Here is a 19343-nt window from a genome sequence, read left to right on the forward strand (position 1 = left end):
GCGTCAGGCCCCCGCCCCGACCCCGGCCGACCTCGCCTCGGTGGTGATCGGGGTGATCCACGACTGGTGGGTCTCGGGGCTCTTGGTGATGGCCAGCAGCTCGTCCATGTGCGGCTCCAGGCCGGTGACCTTGTCGAGCGGCACACCGACGACGAGCTGGAAGCCCAGGCCCTTCCAGGCCCGCACGGCGCGGCCGGCGAAGTCGGAGTCAGCCTTGACGAAGCCCTCGTCGAGGAAGACCGGGGCGAAGCGGGGCCGCGAGCGCATCTCGTCGCCGAGGCGGAAGCGCAGCGCCGAGCCGACGATGAAGGCCACCAGCTCCTGGCTCTCCCCGCCGCTCTTCTCCCCCAGCGTGCGGTAGGTCGCGCGCAGCTCGCCGGTGGCGGAGTCGTAGCGCTCAGCGCTGACCTCGACGTGTCGGCGCACGTCGAGCAGCCGGTCGCGGTCGGTCGGCTCGCCGGCGCGCTCCCCCGACTGCGCGGGCAGGCGCAGCTGGTCCATGAAGCGGCTCAGGTCGGTGAAGCGGCGCTCGAGGTCGGCTTCCTCCAGCCGGGCCGGGGAGGCGGCCGAGAGCGCGCGGAGGTCCTTGAGGAAGACCTGCACGTGGGCGGGGCTGAGTCGGCGCAGCCGGATGCGCAGCCGGTCGCCGGCCCCGCCGAACTCCAGGCGCCGCAGGATCGCGTTGATCGGCTCGAGGCGGTCCTCGATGTCCTCGATCGAGGCTGCCATCGCCCCGACCAGGGGCACGAGGTCCTGCCCGCTCCACTCGGTGAGCCGGCGGCGCCACTCGGTGCGGCGCTCGGCCAGCCCGGTGCCGCGGATGTCGGCGAGGATGCGGGCGAAGTCGGGGTAGGAGGCCACCGACGTGCCGAGGTTGGGCGACTCCCAGCGCGCGACGTAGAGCCGGAAGACCGCGCTCAGCTCGTCCTCGACCCGCGCGATCTCGGTCTCGGTGTCGGCCACGGCCGCGCGCAGCCGCTCGGCCAGGCGCTGGGAGGTCTCGGCGAAGCGGTCGAGGGCCTCGGGGTCGGCCGGGGCGGCGGCCGCGGCGAAGTCGGCGGCCAGGGCGCCCGACTGGGCCTCGGTGAGGTCGACCGCGCCGGAGGCCAGGATGGTCTCGAGGCGGTCCTTGACCAGGTCCTCGTCGTCGACGAGGCGCCCGTGCACCTCCTCGAGGGTGCGCTGGCGCTGCTCGAGGGCGAAGCGCCGCCGGCGCGTGTCCTCCAGCCGCGCGGCCAGCGCCTCGACCTGCGACTCGGTGGCGCGCAGCTGGTCGTCGGCGCCGAGGATCTCCGCGCGCCGGCGCTCCAGGTCGTCGATGCGCTCCTGGCTGCCCTCGACGTCGAGGTCGGCGAAGCGGGCGGTCACCACGGCGTCGTACGACGAGCGCTGCAGCTCCAGCTTGCTGCTGCGCCGGTCGAGCTCGACCAGCTCGGCGTCGAGCGCGCCGAGGTCGCGCTCCACCGCGGCGAGCTCGGCGTCGACCTCGGCCACGGCCTCGTCGTTGGAGAAGCCGATGATGCTGCGGGCCTCCGAGCGCCCGTGGCTGCCGCGGCGACCGCTGCGGGTCTGCCCGGCCAGGGTCACCCGCAGGCCGGGGCCGGCGAGGTCGGCGGCGTCCTCGACGCACAGCGCGTTGCGCGAGGGCTCGGAGACGTGGGCCTGCACCCACCCGGAGAAGGGCGAGGAGCGGAAGACCAGCTTGCCCGCGACCCGCTCGGGGTCGGCGGGGCCGAGGTCGGGCAGGTCGAGCGGGGCGCCCTCGAAGCTCAGCCGCCCGCGCAGGCGCAGCCCGTCGATGGCCGAGGAGAAGTGCTGGAGCCGGTCGAGGGGCACCAGCAGCACCCGGGCGCTGGCGCCCAGCACGGTCTCGACCGCGGTGCGCCAGCGCGCCTCGTCGGGCGCGACGTCGAGCAGCTCGGCCACGAAGGGCAGCTCCTCGGGGCTCAGCCCGCTGGCGCGGGCGACCTCGGCGCGCAGCTCGTGCAGCGGGGCCGGCACGCGACCGGCACGGCTCTCCAGCGAGGCGCGCTCGGCGCGCAGGTCCGACTGCCGCTTGCTCAGCGGGTAGCGCCGGTCGCGGGCGGCGTCGCGCTCGCGGCGGGTCTGCTGCTGGTGACGCTCCCAGCCCGAGAGCCACTGGCGGGCGTGGAGCTGGAGCACGCTGAAGGACTCCGCCGACCGCAGCGACGCCTCGAGGTCGCGGGCCTCGGAGTCGGCCGCGGCGAGCAGCGGCAGCAGCCGCTCCTCCAGGGCGTCGCGGCGGGCCTGGCGCTCCTGGCGTACGGACTGCTCCTGCTCCAGGCCGAGGGCGATCGACTCCAGCGCGGAGCCGCCGGCGTCCTGGTGGGCCTCGCGGGCGGCGTCGAGGTCGGCGACCAGGCGGCGCTCGTCGCGCGCCGCGGCGGCCAGCTCCCCGGCGGTGGTGGTGCGGTCGCGGCGGTTGGCGTCGGTGGCGGTCTCGATCAGGCGCAGGTGGGTCTGGAGCAGCCAGCGGCGCAGCGGGGTGTCGCCGGAGCGGGTCACGCCGTAGGAGTCGAGCTCGGCGAGGCGTCGGGTGGCGCCGCGGCGGCGCTCCTCCAGCCCGGTGATGGGGCCGAGCAGCTCGAGCTTGGCCTCCTCGGTGCGCATGGCGGTGTAGGCGGCCTCGAGGTCGTCGAAGTGCTCGATGGCGCGGTCGGCGGCGGCGTAGGTGGCGGGCCGCTCGAGCACCATGTCCTTGTAGAGCTCGTCGACGCTGCGCACCTGGTTGCCGGCCTGGATGCGCGCCAGCAGGCGCAGCGCCTTGGCGCCGTCGCCGTTGGCGCCGATGCCGAGGCGGGCGTGGAGCACGGCGGAGAACTCCGCGTAGGTGCGGTGCACCCGGATGCCGGGGAAGAGCTTCTTCAGCGTCGTGGCGTGGAAGCGCTCGGGCACCGCGACCTCGAGGCTGGTCAGCTCCAGCCCGGAGTCGTGGGTGACCAGCTGCATCTGCACGTCGGCGGAGCGGGTGGCACGCCTCGGCACGTAGTAGGTGCGCAGCACCGTGAAGCGCCCGCCGCGGTCGTTGACGAAGGTCATCGCCACCGCACCCCACGTGTCGCCGCCCTGGCCGCGCAGCAGCCGCTCCACCGGCCGGCCCGTGCGGGGGTCGTCGACGACGTCGACGGCGCCGCGCAGGTAGGACAGCAGGTTGCGCTGACCCGCGCCGCGCGCGCGACCGGCCACGGCGTCGTTGGAGGCGCCGTTGAACTTCGCGTCGGAGGGCATCATCAGCGCGGTGTAGGCGTCGAGCACGGTGCTCTTGCCCACGCCCGAGGCCCCCGAGATCATCGTGGCGTCGCCGCGCAGCGGGATCGTGGTCAGCCCCGAGAAGCCGCCCCAGTTGACCAGCTGCAGCAGGCTGGCGCGCCACTGCATGGTGTCGTCCTTGGGCGTCGCCACGACGCCGCGGTCGAAGAGGCCCTCGCCGGTCTCGTCGGCCATCTCGTCGGTGGGCTCGTCGGGGACCGGGCCGTCGAGCCGGTCGCTCTCGTGCACGCTCATGCCTGCTCCTCGCTCGCGTCGTGCTCGGGCGCGACCTCGCCGAAGAGGTCGACCGGCGCCTCCGGCGCAGCCGGTACGTCGGAGCCGTTGGCGCGCCGCAGCGCCTCCAGCAGCTCTTGGAGCAGCTCGAGCGGCAGCAGCGCCTCGACGGCCTCGCTGACCTCGAAGCGCTCCTCGGCCGCGGTGGGGATCAGCAGGCCGGTGCGCGCGACGGCCAGCACCGCGTTGCGGGCCCGCTTCTCCTCCGCGGCCTCGTCGGTCACGTGGGCGGGACGGAAGGTCGCGACGTGGGCGACCAGGTCGTCGCGGTCGACGTAGACGCGCGCGTCGCCCGCGGCCAGGCCGGCACGCAACCGGTCGCGCAGGTGCACCAGCACGATGGTCTCCTCGCGCGACCAGGCGGCGTCGTAGAGCAGCGTCGGGAAGCGGGCGCCCGTCTCGGAGGTCGCCTGCCGCTTCCAGGCGACCTCGCGCTCGCGGTCGACCGCCAGCTCGAGGAAGAGGTCGTTGAGCCGCGAGCGCAGCACCCGCTCGTGCTCCACCAGCACCCGCCAGTCGCGCGGGTGGGTGCGGGCGCTGACGAAGCGCTGCTTGAGCAGCGTGACCAGCACGTGGCGCTGGGCCAGCTCCAGGCCGCCCTCGTCGCCCTCGAAGAGCGAGACCGACCCCCCGTCGGGGACCCGCACGTCGAGGTGGGCGGCCAGGTCGCCGTCGGAGTCGTGACCGGACGCAATGCCGGAGTCGTGGGCGGGCTCGGGCGCGAGGTCGGGGTCGCGGCGCAGGTCGGCGGTGTCGACGTCGGTCATCGGGCCTCGCTCTCGGGTCGGTGCTGCGGGTCGGGGGTCTCGGCGCCGGCCGTGCCTGCGGTGCCGGCCTCGGCGCTCGGCGGGGAGCCGCGCAGCGGGGTGCGGGGGGCGGTGAAGGTGCGGGTGGAGCCGTCGGCGCGCACGGCGGCGTAGGTCTCCAGCTCCTGCTCGGCCTCCCAGCCGTGGTCGGCGGCGAGGTGGAGCAGCCCGAGGATCTCGACCGGGCGGCGCAGCGAGGGCTCGAGGCCGGCGAAGAGCGCGCCCAGGGAGTCGGGCGGGTGGGTGGAGGCCAGGGCGAGGTCGAGGCGCTCGCGCAGCGACCCGAGCTGGGGGCCGCCCTGGGCGCGCAGCGCGTCGAGGGAGACCGCCGGCGCCTCGTCGGGGCCGGCGGTGGCGATGCGGTCGGGCAGGACGTCGTCGGCGGGGTCGTAGAAGCGCTCGCGCAGGTGCTCGACGCCGGCCCGGCTGGGCAGCAGGGCCAGCTCGAGGGTGGCGCGGGGCCCGGTGGTGGCCATCCAGGTGGCCAGCTCCGACTCGACCTGGCGCAGCGTCTGCTCCAGCTCGCGGTCGCGCTCGACGTCGCGGGAGACGATGTAGTCGCGCAGCGTGGCCGTCACCCGGGCGCGCTGGGCCAGCACGCGGTCGAGGCCCTCGCGCACCAGGCGCACCGTGCCGCGCAGCTCGGCGCGGTCGGCGTCGCCGAGCACGCCGTCGGCGACGGGGTGCTCGAGCAGCGCGGTGAGGTCGTCGCGCAGCCGGCCGACCAGCTCCTCGTCGCGCAGCAGCGCGAAGGCGCCCTCGAAGGCGCGGCCCTCGTGGGTGGCGGTCATCAGGGCGTCGGCGCGGGCGAGGTAGTCGTCGATGACCTCGCCGGCCGGGCGGTCCTCGGCGCGGAAGGCGGCCAGGATCTCGCTGCGGATGGTGGCGAAGCGCTCCTCGACGCGCGCGAAGTCGCTGGGCAGCGCGGAGACCAGCGAGAGCAGCTCGGTGAAGCCCTCCTGCATGTAGTCCTCGCTCACGCCGACCAGCTCGGCGCCGTCGACGAGACGGTCGCGCTCGGCCTGGAGCCGGGCGATCTCGGCGTCGAGCAGCTCCACCCGCGAGGCGCGGTCGGGGTTGGCCTCGGCGTTGAAGCGGCGCACGGTGCCGAGCAGGGTGGCGATGCGGTGCTCGCTGAGGGTGGCGCGGTCACGTGCGAGGTTCTTGACCAGCTCGAGGGCCTGCTGGGCGTGGGAGGTCAGCGTGTAGACCTCGCGCCCGCCCTCGTCGAGGGAGCGCACCAGCCAGCGTCCGCGCATCCACCGCTGGCAGATCTCGCGCCCCTCCCCGACCGGCACCTCGCCCTCGTCGGCGTGCCGGATCGCGGCGAGGTGCTCCTCGACCTGCGTGTGCAGCCGCCCGGTGGGGATCGGCTTGTTGTCGCGGCCGAAGGCGGCGCGGAAGATCGTGATCACCACCGGCGCCTGACGCTGGTGGAGCAGCGTGAGGGTCGGCTGGGAGAACGCGCCGCGCACGCGCGCGAGCTCCCCCGCGATCTCGCTCATCCCTGCCCTCTCACTGCCGCCTGTCGCCCGTCGCGGCTCGCGCCGCGACGAGCAAGCATCCCAGAGGGCGCCGACGACCCGGGGATCGAGGGGGTCGCACCGGCCGCGGGCGCTGTGTGCCCCCGGGTGCGGGGCGGGACGTCGTACGAGGTGTGCATGCGCATCCACCGATCGCATGACGCCCCGCGCGTCGTCCTCAGGCGAGGGCGAGGAAGAGCTTCTCCATCTTCTTGGTGTCGACCCCGTCGAGCCCCTCGCCGTCGGCGAGGCACTGCTGCAGGCCGGTGGCGACGATGGCGTAGCCGGCGCGCGAGAGGGCCTTGTTGACCGCGGCGAGCTGGGTGAGGACGTCCTCGCAGGACGACCCCTCCTCCATCATCCGGATGACGCTGGCCAGGTGGCCGTTGGCGCGCTTCATGCGCGTGATGATCGCCTTGATGTCGTCGGGCTGCAGGTCCATCAGTGTGCTCCGTCCTCGAGCGCGGTCAGCGCGGTGGTCAAGCGGGTGCGGGCGTCCTCCGACACCGCGCGCAGGGCGTCGCTGGGCTCCCCCACGAACGACGTCATGACGGCCGGGTCGAAGGCCTCGACCACGGTGGTGGTGTCGTCGACGGAGCGTACGACGACGTTGCACGGCAGCAGCGCGGCGATCGAGGGCTCGGCCTGAAGCGCCTGGTGCGCCAGCTGCGGGCGGCACGCGCCGAGGATCACCTGCGGCGCGACGTCGACGTCGAGCTTGGCCTCGAGCGTGGCCGCGAGGTCGATCTCGGCGAGCACCCCGAAGCCGACCTCGGCGAGCTGCTCCCTCACCGCGGCCACCGCCTCGGCGTAGGGGCGGTGGGTCGTGACGCGGATCGTGTAGTCGCTCATCAGCGGGGCCTTCCTCGTGCTGTCGATCGTGCTCGTGAGGTGCTCTCACGGTCGATGCTATATCCCCCCGGGGGGTTATGCTAACGTCGACGACAGGAACCCCCCACGGGGATACTTCGCCCGCACCGGAGAGGACCGACATGAGGCAGATCGACATCGACCAGCTCGCCGCCGCGATCGACGGCGGCGCCGTGGTCGTCGACGTGCGCGAGCCCGGCGAGTACGCCGAGGGCCGCGTGCCCGGCGCCCGCAACATCCCGATGGGCCACCTGCCCTCGCGCCTGGGCGAGCTCGACCCCTCGCGGCCGGTGCACGTCGTGTGCGCCAGCGGCAACCGCAGCGCGGCCATGACCGACCTGCTCACCGCCCAGGGCCTCGAGGCGGTCAACGTCACCGGCGGCACCACCGCGTGGATCCGCTCCGGCCGCCCGGTCGAGAGGGGCTGACCCCGATGACCGCCACCTCCCCCGCCACCTCCTCCCCCGCCGGTTCGACGACCGGCACCACGACCGGCACCGGTCTCACGGTCGTCCCGATCGAGACCCCGACGCTGGGCGACCGCAGCTACCTCGTGCACGACGGCGAGGTCGCCTTCGTGGTCGACCCGCAGCGCGACATCGACCGGGTGCTCGACCTGCTCGACGCCCACGGCGTGCGGCTGACCCACGTGCTCGAGACCCACCTGCACAACGACTACGTCACCGGCGGCCTCGCCCTCGCGGAGGCGACCGGAGCGTCGTACGTCGTCAACGGCGCCGACGAGGTCGCCTTCGCGCGCACCCCGGTCGCCGACGGCGAGGTGGTCGCGGTGGGCGAGCGGATGCGACTCACCGCGCTGGCCACGCCCGGCCACACCTTCACCCACCTCGCCTACGCCCTGTGCGACGTCGGCACCGGCACCGGCACCGGCACGGACGTCGGGGTCTTCTCCGGCGGCTCGCTGCTCTTCGGCGCGACCGGTCGCCCCGACCTGCTCGGGCCCGAGCACACCCACGACCTGGTGCGCCACCAGCACGCCTCCGCGCACCGGCTGGCCGCGCTGCTGCCCGACGAGGCCGAGGTCTTCCCCACCCACGGCTTCGGGTCCTTCTGCTCCGCGACCCAGTCCGACGCCACCTCCTCGACCATCGGCCGGGAGCGCTCGACCAACCCCGTGCTGACCCAGGACGAGCAGTCCTACGTCGACGAGCTGCTCGCCGGTCTCGGCGCCTGGCCGGCCTACTACGCCCACATGGCCCCGGCCAACGCCGCCGGCCCCTCGGCACCCGACCTCAGCCCGCCCGCCCGGGCCGACGCCGAGGAGCTGCGCCGCCGCATCGAGGCCGGCGAGTGGGTCGTCGACCTGCGCCACCGCACCGCCTTCGCCGCGGGCCACGCCCCCGGCACGCTCAACTTCGGCCTCGACGGCGGCTTCGCGACCTACCTCGGCTGGCTCGTGCCCTGGGGCACCCCGCTCACCCTGCTCGGCGAGAGCGCCGCGGACGTCGCCGCCGCCCAGCGCGAGCTGGTGCGCATCGGCATCGACCGGCCCGCGGCCCACGCCACCGGCGGCCCGGAGCAGTGGAGCACCCGTGCCCCCGCGAGCTTCGCCACCGCCACGTTCGCCGACCTCGCCCAGGTGCGTCACCACCGCGACGTGGTGGTGCTCGACGTGCGCCGCGCCGACGAGCACGCCGCGGCAGCCGTCGCCGGCGCCGTCAACGTGCCGCTGCACGAGCTGCTCGACCGGGTCGGCGAGGTGCCGCCCGGAGAGGTCTGGGTGCACTGCGCCGGCGGCTACCGCGCCTCGGTGGCGGCGTCGATCCTCGACGCCCACGGCCGGCGCCCCGTCGCGATCGACGACACCTTCGACCAGGCCGAGGCGGTGGGCCTGCACCTCGTCGGCCTCTCGGCATGAGCCGCCCGACCGGGCGGCGACCCGACCGACCGGGCGCCCCGTGACCCCCGAGACGACCCTGCTGGCGGCCCTCCTGGCCGGCGCCCTCATCGGGCTCAGCCTCGGCGCGCTGGGCGGTGGGGGGTCGATCCTGGCCGTGCCGGTGCTGGTCTACCTGCTCGGCCAGTCGCCCGCCCAGGCCACGACCGGCTCGCTGGTGGTGGTCGCGACGACCTCCCTGGCAGGGGCCGTCGCGGCCGCCCGGTCCGGCCACGTGCTGCTCGCGCGGGGGGTCGCCTTCGGGGCCGTGGCGACCGGGGGGGCGGTGCTCGGCGCCAAGGCCTCGGCCCACGTCGACGACGACGTCCTCCTCGCGGCCTTCGCCGCGCTCATGCTCCTCGTGGGTGCCCTGATGGCGGTGCGCCTCGTGCGCCGCCCCGGAGACGGGCCCTCCCACGCCGCGCGACCCGCCCTGGACGACCCGATCTTCACCTTCTCCCCCACCTTCGCCTGCGCCTGCCCGCGCGCGCTGAAGGTCCTGCTCACCGCGACCCTCGTGGGCGGGCTGACCGGCTTCCTCGGCGTGGGCGGCGGCTTCCTCGTCGTGCCCGCCCTGCTGCTGGCCCTCGCCCTCCCGCTGCCCTACGCCGCCGGCACGTCGCTGGTCGTCATCACGATCACCAGCGCCGCCGCGCTGGCCACCCGCGCCGGTGTGGGCCCGGCCCCCGACTGGGGTCTCGTGCTCGCCCTCACCGCCGCCTCAGCCCTCACCGCCGTGGTCGGAGCCCGACTCGCCGACTGTGTCGACACCCGTCGACTCTCCGCCGCCTTCACCGCCCTCGTCCTGGCCGTCGCCGCCTACACCGCGACCCAGGCCCTCCCCGCGCTGCTGTGACCCGGCCGCACCGCGACCGCAGGACCACGCGCTCCGCGCGACCCGACCAGTCCCTCATCCGACGCACCAGGAACGGACCGACCATGAGCACCACGAGCCCGCGCCGCGCCAGCGACGCCGACACCCCGCCCGACCAGGAGGCCGGCCGGCGACCCGACCAGCGCGCCGGCCGGCACTCCGGCCCCGCCGCGGCGGGTCACGCCTCCGAGGCGCGACCCGGGCCGCTGGGGCGCCTCGGCGTCTGGGTCACCGACCACGCCCGCCTCGTCACCGGGGTCTGGCTGCTGCTCGTCGTCGGCCTCGGCGCCTTCGCCCCGCAGGTCGAGCACAACCTCTCCGGCGCCGGCTGGCAGGCCGACGGCTCGGAGTCCGTCGCGGCGCGCGAGCTGGCCCGCGAGAGCTTCGGCGGCAACGCCTCCTCCGCGATCCAGGTCGTCGTCCACTCCACCGACGGACCCGTCACCGAGGGCGCGGGCCGTGACGTCCTGGCCCGGATCACCGCCGTGCTCGAGCGCGAGCCCCGTCTGGCCGACGTCGTGGCCCCGCAGCCGGGCGCCACCCTGAGCCAGGACGGCTCGACCGCGATCGTGCTCGCCGGCGCCGGCGTCGACACCGACGAGATGGTGCGGGTGGCCACCGACCTCAAGGAGGAGCTCCAGGACCTCTCCGTCGACGGGGTCCAGGTGAACCCGACCGGCTCCTCGCTGCTGTGGTCGGACTTCAACGAGGCCAACCTCGAGGCCATGCTGACGTCCGAGATGGTCTCCTGGCCGGTGACCATGGCGATCCTGGTGCTCGCCTTCGGCGCCCTCGTGGCCGCCGGCCTCCCCCTGATCCTGACCCTCGCCGGGCTGGTCGCCTCCGCGGGATCGCTGGTGCTGATCAACGAGCTCGTCCCGGTCTCCATCTGGGCGATGAACTTCGCGATGATGTTCGCCCTCGCGCTCGGCATCGACTACGCGCTCTTCCTCGTGGTGCGCTACCGCGCCGCCCGGATGGGCGCCGGCCGCTCCGCACGCCAGGCGGTCGCGGAGACCATGGACACCGCCGGCAAGGCGGTGCTGCTCTCCGGCGCCACCGTCCTGGTCTCGCTGTCGGCGGTGATGCTCGTGCCCTCGCCGTCGTTCCGGTCGATGGCCGGCGGCATCATGCTCTCGGTCGTCTTCGTCCTGGCCGCCACCCTCACCCTGCTCCCGCTGGTGCTGTTCACGCTCGACCACACGATCAACACGCTCTCGCTGCCCTGGGTCAGGACCGGCGAGCACCGCTCCGCGGCCTTCGCCGCGTGGGGCGAGCGGCTCTGGAGGCGCCCCGTCGTCTGGGGTCTCGGCGCGCTGGTCGTGCTGCTCGCCCTCGCCGCGCCGATCCTCGGCCTGACGACGGCGATGCCGTCCATCAAGGTCCTGCCCGAGGACGCGAGCGCCCGCATCGGCTACGACCTGGTCCAGGACTCCTTCGGCGACGGCGCGCCCGGCACGCTCCAGGTCGTGACCGCGGCAGCCGACTCCGAGGCCGCGAGCAGCGTGCTCGCCTCCGACCCCGGGATCGCGGGCGCCCTGCCCGCCCAGCCGGCGGCCGACGACAGCGGGCTGGTCCTCCTCCAGGCCGTCCCGACCGTCGACCCCTCCGACCCCGCCCTCGCCGACACCGTCGACCGCCTGCGCGCCGCCCTGCCCGACAGCGCGCTCGTCGGAGGCGCAGCGGTGGAGAACCTCGACCTCGAGGCCCAGCTCGACGAGTCCACGCCGCTGGTGATCGCCGTCGTGCTCGTGCTCGGCTTCCTGCTGCTGCTCGTGGCCCTGCAGGCCCCGCTCATCTCGTTGCTCGGCACCCTGGCGAGCCTGCTGTCCACCGCGGCCGCCTTCGGGGTCGCCCGCCTCGTCTTCCAGGAGGGCATCGGCGCCGACCTGCTGGGCTTCGAGAGCCAGGGCTTCCTCGACGCGTGGGCGCCGGTGTTCTTCTTCGCGATGATCTTCGCCATCGCCATGGACTACACCGTCTTCCTGCTGGCCTCCGCCAAGGAGCACTACGAGCGCTCCGGCGACCCGAAGGACGCGATGGTCGGCTCGCTGGCCCACTCCGGACGCGTCATCTTCGCCGCCGGCGCCGTCATGGTCGCGGTCTTCTTCACCTTCGCGCTCTCCGGGCCGCTGCCGCCCAAGGAGATGGGGATCGTGCTCGGCGTCGCCGTGCTGCTCGACGCCTTCCTCGTGCGGCTCGTGCTGCTGCCGGTCATGCTGCGGCTCACCGGTCGCGCCGCCTGGTGGACCCCCGCCTGGCTGCGACGGGTGCTGCCCACCGTCACGTTCTCGCACGGCTGACCATCTCCCGACCACACCACGCACCACCTGCACCTCCCCACCACCACCTCGAACGAAGGAGCACCACCGTGTGCCGAGCAGTCACCTGCAAGCAGTGCGGCAAGACCACCTGGGCCGGCTGCGGCCAGCACGTCGACCAGGTCATGGCCCGCGTGCCACGCGCCGACCGGTGCGCCGGCCACCCCCGTGAGGAGCGGCCCGGCCTGCTCGGGCGGCTCTTCGGCCGCACGCGCTGAGCACCGGGCGCCCCGCCCTTGCACGGGCCGGACGCCCGGAGCGCTCCCAGCGGCCCGGCTCGGCTCGGGCCAGATGGGGCCGGCTCGGCTGAGCCCGGCTCAGCGCGACCCGGTTCGGCTCAGCGCGGCGCGGTCCCGGTCGGCACGACGTCGACCGGGGCTGCGGCTCGGGCCACCACCGCGGCCGTGACCGGCTCGCGGCCCTCCGTCGGGTCCGGGGCCGTCGGGGCGGGCCCGCCTCGCACGGGGTCGGCCGGCGCGCCGCTCGTGCCCACGACCACCAGGTCGGCGCGCCGCGAGGTCTGGAGGATCCCCTCGAGCACCGAGCCCGCGTAGAGCACGGTGTGGACCACGAGCCCCGGCTGCCACTCGCGCGCAGCGCGCTCGGCCGCCACCAGCAGCGCGTGCTCCTCGTGGGTGCGCGGCAGCACCGGTCTCGCGGGGCCGACCCGCCCGCCGGAGGCACGGCGGTCGTCCACGTGGAGGATCGTCACGCAGGTCGCGCGCCGCACGGCCCCCTCGACCGCCCGGCGCAGCACCGCCTCGTCACCGGGCCAGCGGCCCAGGGCCGCGACCACCCCCACGTCCGAGCCGACCCCGCTGGCCCGCTCCGCACGCCTGCTGCCTGCCATCGCACTCCCCACCTCGGTCGTGCGCCCGGGCCCCCGACGGCCGGGGACGACGCCCTTCGAGCCTGCGCGACGGCGGCCGGGGCCGACAGGGACGGACGTCCCTCCGCGGCGGACCTCCGTCCCGAGCGGCGCCTTCCCGCGAGCGGGGCCGGCGGACCGGCGGGTCGCAGTGCCGCAGGGACCTTCGGCCCGCCGGCCCGGGGCGCCCGGCCGGTGCGTCGGCGGGGTCGACGTACGAGCCTGGGGGCAGCAGCCCCCACCCACGAGGAGCACCCGATGGACCGGCCCGGCCCCGCACCCGACCAGGCCCGCGACCGGGGGGCCGGTGCCCGGGCCCTCGTGGCCCACGAGTCGATGTTCGGCAACACCCGCCTCGTCGCCGACGCCGTCGCCCGCGGCCTCGAGCGTGCCGGTGTCAGCACCGACGTGGTCGACGTGGCCGAGGCCGGCGCGGTGGGTCCCACGGTGCCCGACGACGACGTGCTGGTGGTCGGCGCCCCGACCCACGCCTTCTCGCTGAGCCGCGCCTCCTCGCGCGCGCAGGCGATCGAGCAGGGGGCGCCCCTCGACCACGAGGAGCGCGGCATGCGCGAGTGGCTGGCCGAGGTGCCCGAGCCCCCGCCCGGGGCGCACCACGCCGCGACGTTCGACACCCGTGTCACCAAGGTGCGGCACCTGCCGGGCTCGGCCGCGGTGAAGGCCGCGCGGATCCTGCGCCGCCACCACTACCTCGTCGAGGACGCCCCGCGGTCGTTCTACGTCGAGGACCTGCAGGGCCCGCTCGTCGCGGGCGAGGTCGACCGCGCCGAGGAGCGGGGCGCCGAGGAGTGGGGCGCCGAGCTCGGCGCGGCCCAGGTCGTGCGTGGCCGCTCCCCGCGGGCCTGAGCGCACCGCGACCGACAGGCGCCCGGGACGCCGTGGACCCGGTGAGTCGTGGCACCAGGGCGCCGGCCGACGGGCGCTCCCGCGCAGGTCGAGGGTGGCGGGAGCAGGCCGAGACCCTGCTCGCCGGGGCCGCGGCCACCACGCTGCCGGTGGTCCACGGCTCCCGCGCACTCCACGACACCCTCGACGGGGCCGAGCGCCCGCACGCCACCACCGCGCCCGACCCACCGGCCCATCTGCGGCGACCACAGCCGCACCTCGCTCCCCCGCTGCTGGTCGAGGCGGCGGGTGTCACCGAGTCGGTCCCGACCGGGCGCACGACGTGGGACGATCGCCCCGGAGGAGCCGGGCCGGACAGGGCCCGGCGCACGGCGGGCGGGAGGGGAGGCACGGGTGCGCGCAGACGACGAGGGATGGCGGCTCTTCCGGTGGGCGGCAGCGGCGGCCGGCACCGTGCTGGTGGTGGCCACGGCCCTCATGCTCGGGCCGTGGAGCGGCCCCGACCGTGCCTGGATCGCCGCCGACGCCGCGACCATGGCCGCCGACCTCTTCGCCGCGGCCGCCGTCGCCCTGCGGGTGCGGCGGAGCCGGCCCGGCCCGGCGCGACGCGCCTGGGGCCTGGTGCTGGTGGCCCTGGTCGGCTACGCCGTGGCCGACGGCGTCTGGACGGTCTACGACATCGCCTCCGCCCCGGTGCCCTACCCCTCGGTCGCCGACCTCTTCTACCTGCTCGCAGCGCCCCCGGCGCTCGCCGGGCTGCTGCTCTTCCCCGTCGGTCGCGGGGTCGCGGTGAGCCGCGCGCGGGTGCTCCTGGACTCCGCCGTGGTGTGCTGCGCGGTCGTCCTGGTCGCCTTCATGGTGCTGCTGCGCGACGTCTTCTCCTCCCTCGGCAGCGGCCTCGGCGCGGCGGTGAACGCCGGCTACCCCGTCCTCGACGTCCTGCTGGTGTGCGTCGCGAGCCTGCTGCTGCTGCGCGGCGGCGCGGCCCGGCCACGTGCCGACCTGGCCCTGCTGGGGCTGGGCTTCATCTGCTACGCCGTGGCCGACTCCGCCTTCGCGCTGGTGACCCTCGACGGGTCCTACGAGTCGATGCTCCTGACCGACGTGCCCTACGTCGCCGCCCCCCTGGTGCTCGGCCTGGCCGCCCTCGCCCCACCCCCCGAGCAGCCGGGCACGCCCTCGGCCCGGGCCCGCCTGCTCAGCGCCGCCGCCCCCGACCTCGCGGTGCTGGCCGCGCTGGCCACGACCCTGGCCGTCGGTGGGTCGGAGGGGGCCAGCGGCCGGCTGGTGCTCCTCGTGGTCGTCCTCGCCGTGGTGCGCCAGGTCTGGCTGGGGTGGGAGAACCACCGCCTGCGCGTCGGGCTCGAGCAGCGCGTGGCCGAGCGCACCGAGGAGAACCTCGCGCTGACCGCGCGCCACGTGCACCTGCTGGAGTCCGTCGGCGAGGGGATCCTCGGCCTCGACGCCCAGGGCCGCATCGACTTCGTCAACGACGCCGGCGCCCGGATGCTCGGGTCGACGGCGGACGCCCTGGTGGGCGCACCCGCGTGCCGGCGCCTGCACGGTGTGCACACCGCGGCCGAGCACCCGGGCGCCGCGGCGGAGACGGCGGACCCCGGACCGGTCGTCGAGGCGCCGCTCTGCGCCCTCGACGCCGCGCTCGGCGGCCGGGCCGTGCGCGACGCCGAGCACGGCTTCCGCCGCTCCGACGGGAGCGTGCTGCCGGTCGAGATCACCGCCGACGGCGCCCGACCCGGGCCCGACGGACGGGCCAGGGGGGCCGTGGTCGTCTTCCGCGACGCCACCGAGCGCCGCGCCGCCGACCGGCTGAAGTCGGAGTTCATCTCCGTGGTCAGCCACGAGCTGCGGACGCCGCTGACCTCGATCCACGGCGCGCTCCACCTGCTGCACGACGGTGACGTCGGCGAGCTGTCGCCCGCCGCCGAGCGGGTCGTCGACGTCGCCCTGCGCGGCACCGACCGGCTGGCCCGGCTGATCAACGACATCCTGGTCGTCGACCGGCTGGAGTCGGGACGCCTGCCGCTCGACCTCGCCGACCACGACGCCGCTCCCCTCGTGGCCGGCGTGCTCGCCGCGCTCGAGCCCGTCGCCGACGCCGCCGGCATCGTCCTCGAGGCCGGTCCGGTCGAGGCGCGGGTCAGGGTCGACGCCGACCGGTTCACCCAGGTGCTGACCAACCTGGTCGGCAACGCCGTCAAGTTCACCCCCCGCGGTGGGCTCGTGCGCGTCGAGGCGGTCGTGCGCGACGGGGCCGCCGAGGTGAGCGTGACCGACACCGGCCCCGGCATCCCGCGGGAGGCGCAGGAGACGGTCTTCGAGCGGTTCCGCCAGCTCGACGAGAGCGACGTCAGGCAGCGCGACGGCTCAGGCCTGGGCCTGGCCATCAGCCGCTCCCTCGTCGAGCACCAGGGCGGGCGGATCTGGGTCGACAGCGAGCCCGGCCACGGGGCCAGCTTCCGCTTCACCGTGCCGCTCGCCGCGAGCGCGTCGGCGCCCGTCCCGGGAGCATCGGAGGGTGGCGCCGCGGGCGGCTCGGCGCAAGACTCGGACGAGCGCTCCGCCGGGCACCCTGCCGGTGGCCCGGTCGCGGGTGACGCCGGTGCCGACCGCACGGCGGCGAGCCCCGTTCCCGGTCGCTGAGCGCTGTCGGAGCCCCTCACTACCCTGTGGCACCCACACCGCGAGGAGAGACCATGACCGAGACCACGGCACCTCCTGCGGGGCACCCCGCCGACGGCCACGACCTGATCCGGGTGCAGGGCGCCCGGGAGAACAACCTCAAGGACGTGAGCGTCGAGCTGCCCAAGCGGCGGCTCACCGTCTTCACCGGCGTCTCGGGGTCGGGCAAGAGCTCGCTGGTCTTCGCCACCATCGCCGCGGAGTCGCAGCGGATGATCAACGAGACCTACAGCGCGTTCGTGCAGGGCTTCATGCCCTCGCTGGCGCGCCCCGAGGTCGACCGGCTGGAGGGCCTCACCACGGCGATCATCGTCGACCAGGAGCGCATGGGCGCCAACCCCCGCTCGACCGTCGGCACCGCCACCGACGCCCACGCGATGCTGCGCATCCTGTTCAGCCGGCTCGGCTCGCCGTACGTCGGACCGCCGACGGCGTTCTCCTTCAACGTGCCCACCCGACGGGCCAGCGGCGTGATGTCGACCGAGCGGGCGGGGCGCACCGAGAAGAGCGTCGTGAAGGGCGCGGTCTACCTCGGTGGCATGTGCCCGCGCTGCGAGGGCACGGGCAGCGTCAAGGACATCGACCTGACGGCGCTCTACGACGACACGCTGTCGCTGGCCGACGGGGCGCTCAGCGTGCCCGGCTACTCCATGGACGGGTGGTACGGCCGCCTCTTCGCCGGGATGGGGCTGCCGATGGACGCCCCGATCTCGACCTTCACCGCGAAGCAGCTCGACACGATGCTCCACGCGGAGCCGACCAAGATCAAGGTCGAGGGCGTCAACCTGACCTTCGAGGGGATCATCCCGAAGATCCAGAAGTCGATGCTCTCCAAGGACCCCGAGGCGATGCAACCCCACGTGCGGCGCTTCGTCGACCGCGCGGTCACCTTCCAGACCTGCCCGGACTGCCAGGGCACGCGGCTGACCACCGCGGTGCTCGCCTCGCGCATCGAGGGCCGCAACATCGCCGAGCTGTGCGCGCTGCAGATCAGCGACCTCGCCGACTGGGTGCGCGCCCTCGACGCCCCGGAGGTCGCGCCGCTGCTCGCGGGCCTGCAGCACCTGCTCGACTCCTTCACCGCGATCGGGCTGGGCTACCTCTCCCTCGACCGCCCCGCGGGCACGCTCTCGGGCGGGGAGGCCCAGCGCACCAAGATGATCCGTCACCTCGGCTCCTCGCTGACCGACGTCACCTACGTCTTCGACGAGCCCACCATCGGGCTGCACCCCCACGACATCGAGCGGATGAACGACCTGCTGCTCGAGCTGCGCGACAAGGGCAACACCGTGCTGGTCGTCGAGCACAAGCCCGAGACCATCGCGGTGGCCGACCACGTCGTCGACCTCGGCCCGCGCGCCGGCGCGGCCGGCGGCGAGATCGTCTTCGAGGGCACGGTCGAGGGGCTGCGCGCCAGCGACACCCTCACCGGGCGCCACCTCGACGAGAGGGTGGCGCTCAAGGCGACGCCGCGCACCCCCACCGGCACCCTCGCGGTGAACGGCGCGGCCACCCACAACCTGCGCGACGTCAGCGTCGAGGTGCCCCTCGGCATGCTCTGCGTGGTCACCGGCGTGGCCGGGTCGGGCAAGAGCTCGCTGGTGCACGGCTCGATCGCCGGTCGCGAGGGCGTGGTCGTCGTCGACCAGGGCGCCATCAAGGGCTCACGACGCAGCAACCCCGCCACCTACACTGGTCTGCTCGAGCCCGTGCGCAAGGCCTTCGCGAAGGCCAACGGCGTCAAGCCCGCGCTCTTCAGCTCCAACTCCGAGGGCGCCTGCCCCACCTGCAACGGCGCCGGGGCCGTCTTCACCGAGCTCGGCGTGATGGCCACCGTCGAGTCGCCCTGCGAGGAGTGCGAGGGCCGACGCTTCCAGGCCGCCGTGCTCGAGCACACCCTGGGCGGGCGCGACATCGCGCAGGTGCTCGCGATGCCGGTCGAGGAGGCCCTGGCCTTCTTCGCCGAGGGCGAATCGCGGGTGCCGGCCGCCCACGCCGTGCTCGAGCGGCTGCGCGACGTCGGCCTGGGCTACCTCAGCCTCGGCCAGCCCCTCACCACGCTCTCCGGGGGCGAGCGCCAGCGCCTCAAGCTCGCGGTGCAGATGGCCGAGAAGGGCGAGGTCTACGTGCTCGACGAGCCGACCACCGGGCTGCACCTGGCCGACGTGCGCCACCTGCTCGCCCTCCTCGACCGCCTCGTCGACTCCGGCCGCTCGGTGGTGGTGATCGAGCACCACCAGGCCGTCATGGCCCACGCCGACTGGGTCATCGACCTCGGCCCCGGCGCCGGCCACGACGGCGGCCGCGTCGTCTTCGAGGGCACCCCGGCCGACCTGGTCGCCGCCCGCACCACGCTGACCGGCCAGCACCTCGCGGCGTACGTCGGGGCCTGACCGCGCCGCCCCCGGCACCGCACCCAGGCACCGATCCGGACGCCCGGCCCGGGCGCCCGGCCACCTCTGGTCCGACCACGCCCGCGCAGCAGCGGCCTAGGCTCCTCGGCATGAGACGCTCCGCCGCCCTCGCCGCGCCCGTGACGCTGCTGGCCCTGCTCGTCGGGTGCAGCGACGACGACCCGGCCGGCGACGGGGCCGCAGCCCGCGCAGACGCGACGTCGAGCACGACGCCCGCCCCGTCGGACCCCGGCACGCCCTCCGGGAGCGACGACGGCGCCCCCTCGCAGGACGCCGCGCCCGCGCCGGGCGACCCCGACGCCGCCGTGCCGGGCGCGTGCCGCCAGGTGGTGCTGGGCATCGACGCCTTCAACCTCGGCGACTACGAGGAGACGGTGCGCCGCTTCGAGGAGGCCGTGCCCCTGGCCCGGGAGGCCGTCGACGACGACCCCACCACCGAGGCCGCCGACCTGCTGGAGGCCGTGGAGTACTACGCCGAGCTGGCCCCCGGGGACTACCTCGAGGCCGCCGCCACCTCGCCCGACTTCGCGCGCTACAAGGAGATCACCCTGGGCCAGTGCGCCGCCGCCGGCGCCGGACGCCCCGTGCAGAGCGAGCCGCCCGGCCAGCTGGCCTGAGCGGGCCCCAGTCGCCCACCGG

15 protein-coding genes are annotated in these 19343 nt (G+C 75.3%); 9 read left to right on the forward strand and 6 right to left on the reverse strand.

The genetic code is table 11. From position 1 onward, the window contains the following. Nucleotides 1-3: 3 nt before the first annotated feature. The 5 genes from IR170_RS12240 to IR170_RS12260 all read right to left on the reverse strand — a co-directional run bounded on the left by IR170_RS12240 (nucleotide 4) and on the right by IR170_RS12260 (nucleotide 6745). On the reverse strand, nucleotides 4-3525 hold the full coding sequence (locus IR170_RS12240) for an ATP-binding protein (protein WP_227489142.1): 3522 nt from the start codon (nucleotides 3523-3525) through the stop codon (nucleotides 4-6). Next, nucleotides 3522-4331 carry a DUF4194 domain-containing protein gene (locus IR170_RS12245; protein ID WP_193664428.1) on the reverse strand — a complete coding sequence of 270 codons (810 nt, stop codon included), beginning with the start codon at nucleotides 4329-4331 and terminating at the stop codon, nucleotides 3522-3524. The genes IR170_RS12240 and IR170_RS12245 overlap by 4 nt, the downstream gene beginning before the upstream one ends. Further along, nucleotides 4328-5875 carry a DUF3375 domain-containing protein gene (locus tag IR170_RS12250; protein WP_193664430.1) on the reverse strand — a complete coding sequence of 516 codons (1548 nt, stop codon included), beginning with the start codon at nucleotides 5873-5875 and terminating at the stop codon, nucleotides 4328-4330. The genes IR170_RS12245 and IR170_RS12250 overlap by 4 nt, the downstream gene beginning before the upstream one ends. Before the next feature lie 196 nt (nucleotides 5876-6071). Beyond that, the gene (locus IR170_RS12255) at nucleotides 6072-6335 is read right to left on the reverse strand and encodes a metal-sensitive transcriptional regulator (RefSeq protein WP_056862644.1); all 264 of its coding nucleotides are present in this window, start codon (nucleotides 6333-6335) and stop codon (nucleotides 6072-6074) included. Then, on the reverse strand, nucleotides 6335-6745 hold the full coding sequence (locus tag IR170_RS12260) for a DUF302 domain-containing protein (RefSeq protein WP_193664432.1): 411 nt from the start codon (nucleotides 6743-6745) through the stop codon (nucleotides 6335-6337). Before IR170_RS12260 ends, IR170_RS12255 begins: the two co-directional genes overlap by 1 nt. A 140-nt stretch (nucleotides 6746-6885) precedes the next feature. On the opposite strand from IR170_RS12260, the gene IR170_RS12265 reads away from it, so the two are divergent. From IR170_RS12265 to IR170_RS12285, 5 genes are all read left to right on the forward strand, one after another. Next, complete coding sequence (locus IR170_RS12265) at nucleotides 6886-7191, forward strand: rhodanese-like domain-containing protein (RefSeq protein ID WP_056862642.1); 306 nt, start codon at nucleotides 6886-6888, stop codon at nucleotides 7189-7191. 5 nt (nucleotides 7192-7196) lie between these two features. Next, nucleotides 7197-8642 (forward strand): MBL fold metallo-hydrolase, encoded by a 1446-nt coding sequence (locus IR170_RS12270; RefSeq protein ID WP_227489143.1) that lies wholly within the window; start codon nucleotides 7197-7199, stop codon nucleotides 8640-8642. 40 nt (nucleotides 8643-8682) lie between these two features. Beyond that, nucleotides 8683-9516, forward strand: a complete 834-nt coding sequence (locus IR170_RS12275) for a TSUP family transporter (RefSeq protein WP_193664434.1) — start codon at nucleotides 8683-8685, stop codon at nucleotides 9514-9516. A gap of 83 nt (nucleotides 9517-9599) precedes the next feature. Beyond that, on the forward strand, nucleotides 9600-11837 hold the full coding sequence (locus IR170_RS12280; protein WP_193664437.1) for an MMPL family transporter: 2238 nt from the start codon (nucleotides 9600-9602) through the stop codon (nucleotides 11835-11837). A 68-nt stretch (nucleotides 11838-11905) separates the two neighbouring features. After that, complete coding sequence (locus tag IR170_RS12285) at nucleotides 11906-12073, forward strand: hypothetical protein (protein ID WP_193664439.1); 168 nt, start codon at nucleotides 11906-11908, stop codon at nucleotides 12071-12073. 119 nt (nucleotides 12074-12192) lie between these two features. Here IR170_RS12285 and IR170_RS12290 read toward each other — a convergent pair whose 3' ends face one another. Beyond that, on the reverse strand, nucleotides 12193-12705 hold the full coding sequence (locus IR170_RS12290) for a universal stress protein (RefSeq protein WP_193664442.1): 513 nt from the start codon (nucleotides 12703-12705) through the stop codon (nucleotides 12193-12195). 276 nt (nucleotides 12706-12981) lie between these two features. Here IR170_RS12290 and IR170_RS12295 point away from each other — a divergent pair, with 276 nt between their 5' ends. From IR170_RS12295 to IR170_RS12310, 4 genes are all read left to right on the forward strand, one after another. Continuing rightward, nucleotides 12982-13590, forward strand: coding sequence for a flavodoxin family protein (locus IR170_RS12295; protein ID WP_193664444.1), 609 nt, complete (start codon nucleotides 12982-12984; stop codon nucleotides 13588-13590). Between the two features lie 393 nt (nucleotides 13591-13983). After that, complete coding sequence (locus IR170_RS12300; protein WP_193664446.1) at nucleotides 13984-16251, forward strand: PAS domain-containing sensor histidine kinase; 2268 nt, start codon at nucleotides 13984-13986, stop codon at nucleotides 16249-16251. A gap of 53 nt (nucleotides 16252-16304) precedes the next feature. Continuing rightward, the gene (locus tag IR170_RS12305; protein ID WP_193664448.1) at nucleotides 16305-18683 is read left to right on the forward strand and encodes an ATP-binding cassette domain-containing protein; all 2379 of its coding nucleotides are present in this window, start codon (nucleotides 16305-16307) and stop codon (nucleotides 18681-18683) included. A gap of 110 nt (nucleotides 18684-18793) precedes the next feature. Then, entirely contained in the window at nucleotides 18794-19321 is a 528-nt protein-coding gene (locus tag IR170_RS12310) for a tetratricopeptide repeat protein (RefSeq protein WP_193664450.1), read from the forward strand. Nucleotides 19322-19343: the final 22 nt, after the last annotated feature.

The organism is Nocardioides kribbensis (assembly GCF_015070375.1).
In the GTDB taxonomy this organism is placed as follows: Bacteria; Actinomycetota; Actinomycetes; order Propionibacteriales; family Nocardioidaceae; genus Nocardioides; species Nocardioides kribbensis.

Bases quoted from the DNA above. Each gene is read 5' to 3' on its own strand.
- IR170_RS12240 (WP_227489142.1), bottom strand. From the start codon at position 3,525: ATGAGCGTGCACGAGAGCGACCGGCTCGACGGCCCGGTCCCCGACGAG.
- IR170_RS12245 (WP_193664428.1), bottom strand. From the start codon at position 4,331: ATGACCGACGTCGACACCGCCGACCTGCGCCGCGACCCCGACCTCGCG.
- IR170_RS12250 (WP_193664430.1), bottom strand. From the start codon at position 5,875: ATGAGCGAGATCGCGGGGGAGCTCGCGCGCGTGCGCGGCGCGTTCTCC.
- IR170_RS12255 (WP_056862644.1), bottom strand. From the start codon at position 6,335: ATGGACCTGCAGCCCGACGACATCAAGGCGATCATCACGCGCATGAAG.
- IR170_RS12260 (WP_193664432.1), bottom strand. From the start codon at position 6,745: ATGAGCGACTACACGATCCGCGTCACGACCCACCGCCCCTACGCCGAG.
- IR170_RS12265 (WP_056862642.1), top strand. From the start codon at position 6,886: ATGAGGCAGATCGACATCGACCAGCTCGCCGCCGCGATCGACGGCGGC.
- IR170_RS12270 (WP_227489143.1), top strand. From the start codon at position 7,197: ATGACCGCCACCTCCCCCGCCACCTCCTCCCCCGCCGGTTCGACGACC.
- IR170_RS12280 (WP_193664437.1), top strand. From the start codon at position 9,600: ATGAGCACCACGAGCCCGCGCCGCGCCAGCGACGCCGACACCCCGCCC.
- IR170_RS12290 (WP_193664442.1), bottom strand. From the start codon at position 12,705: ATGGCAGGCAGCAGGCGTGCGGAGCGGGCCAGCGGGGTCGGCTCGGAC.
- IR170_RS12295 (WP_193664444.1), top strand. From the start codon at position 12,982: ATGGACCGGCCCGGCCCCGCACCCGACCAGGCCCGCGACCGGGGGGCC.
- IR170_RS12305 (WP_193664448.1), top strand. From the start codon at position 16,305: ATGACCGAGACCACGGCACCTCCTGCGGGGCACCCCGCCGACGGCCAC.
- IR170_RS12310 (WP_193664450.1), top strand. From the start codon at position 18,794: ATGAGACGCTCCGCCGCCCTCGCCGCGCCCGTGACGCTGCTGGCCCTG.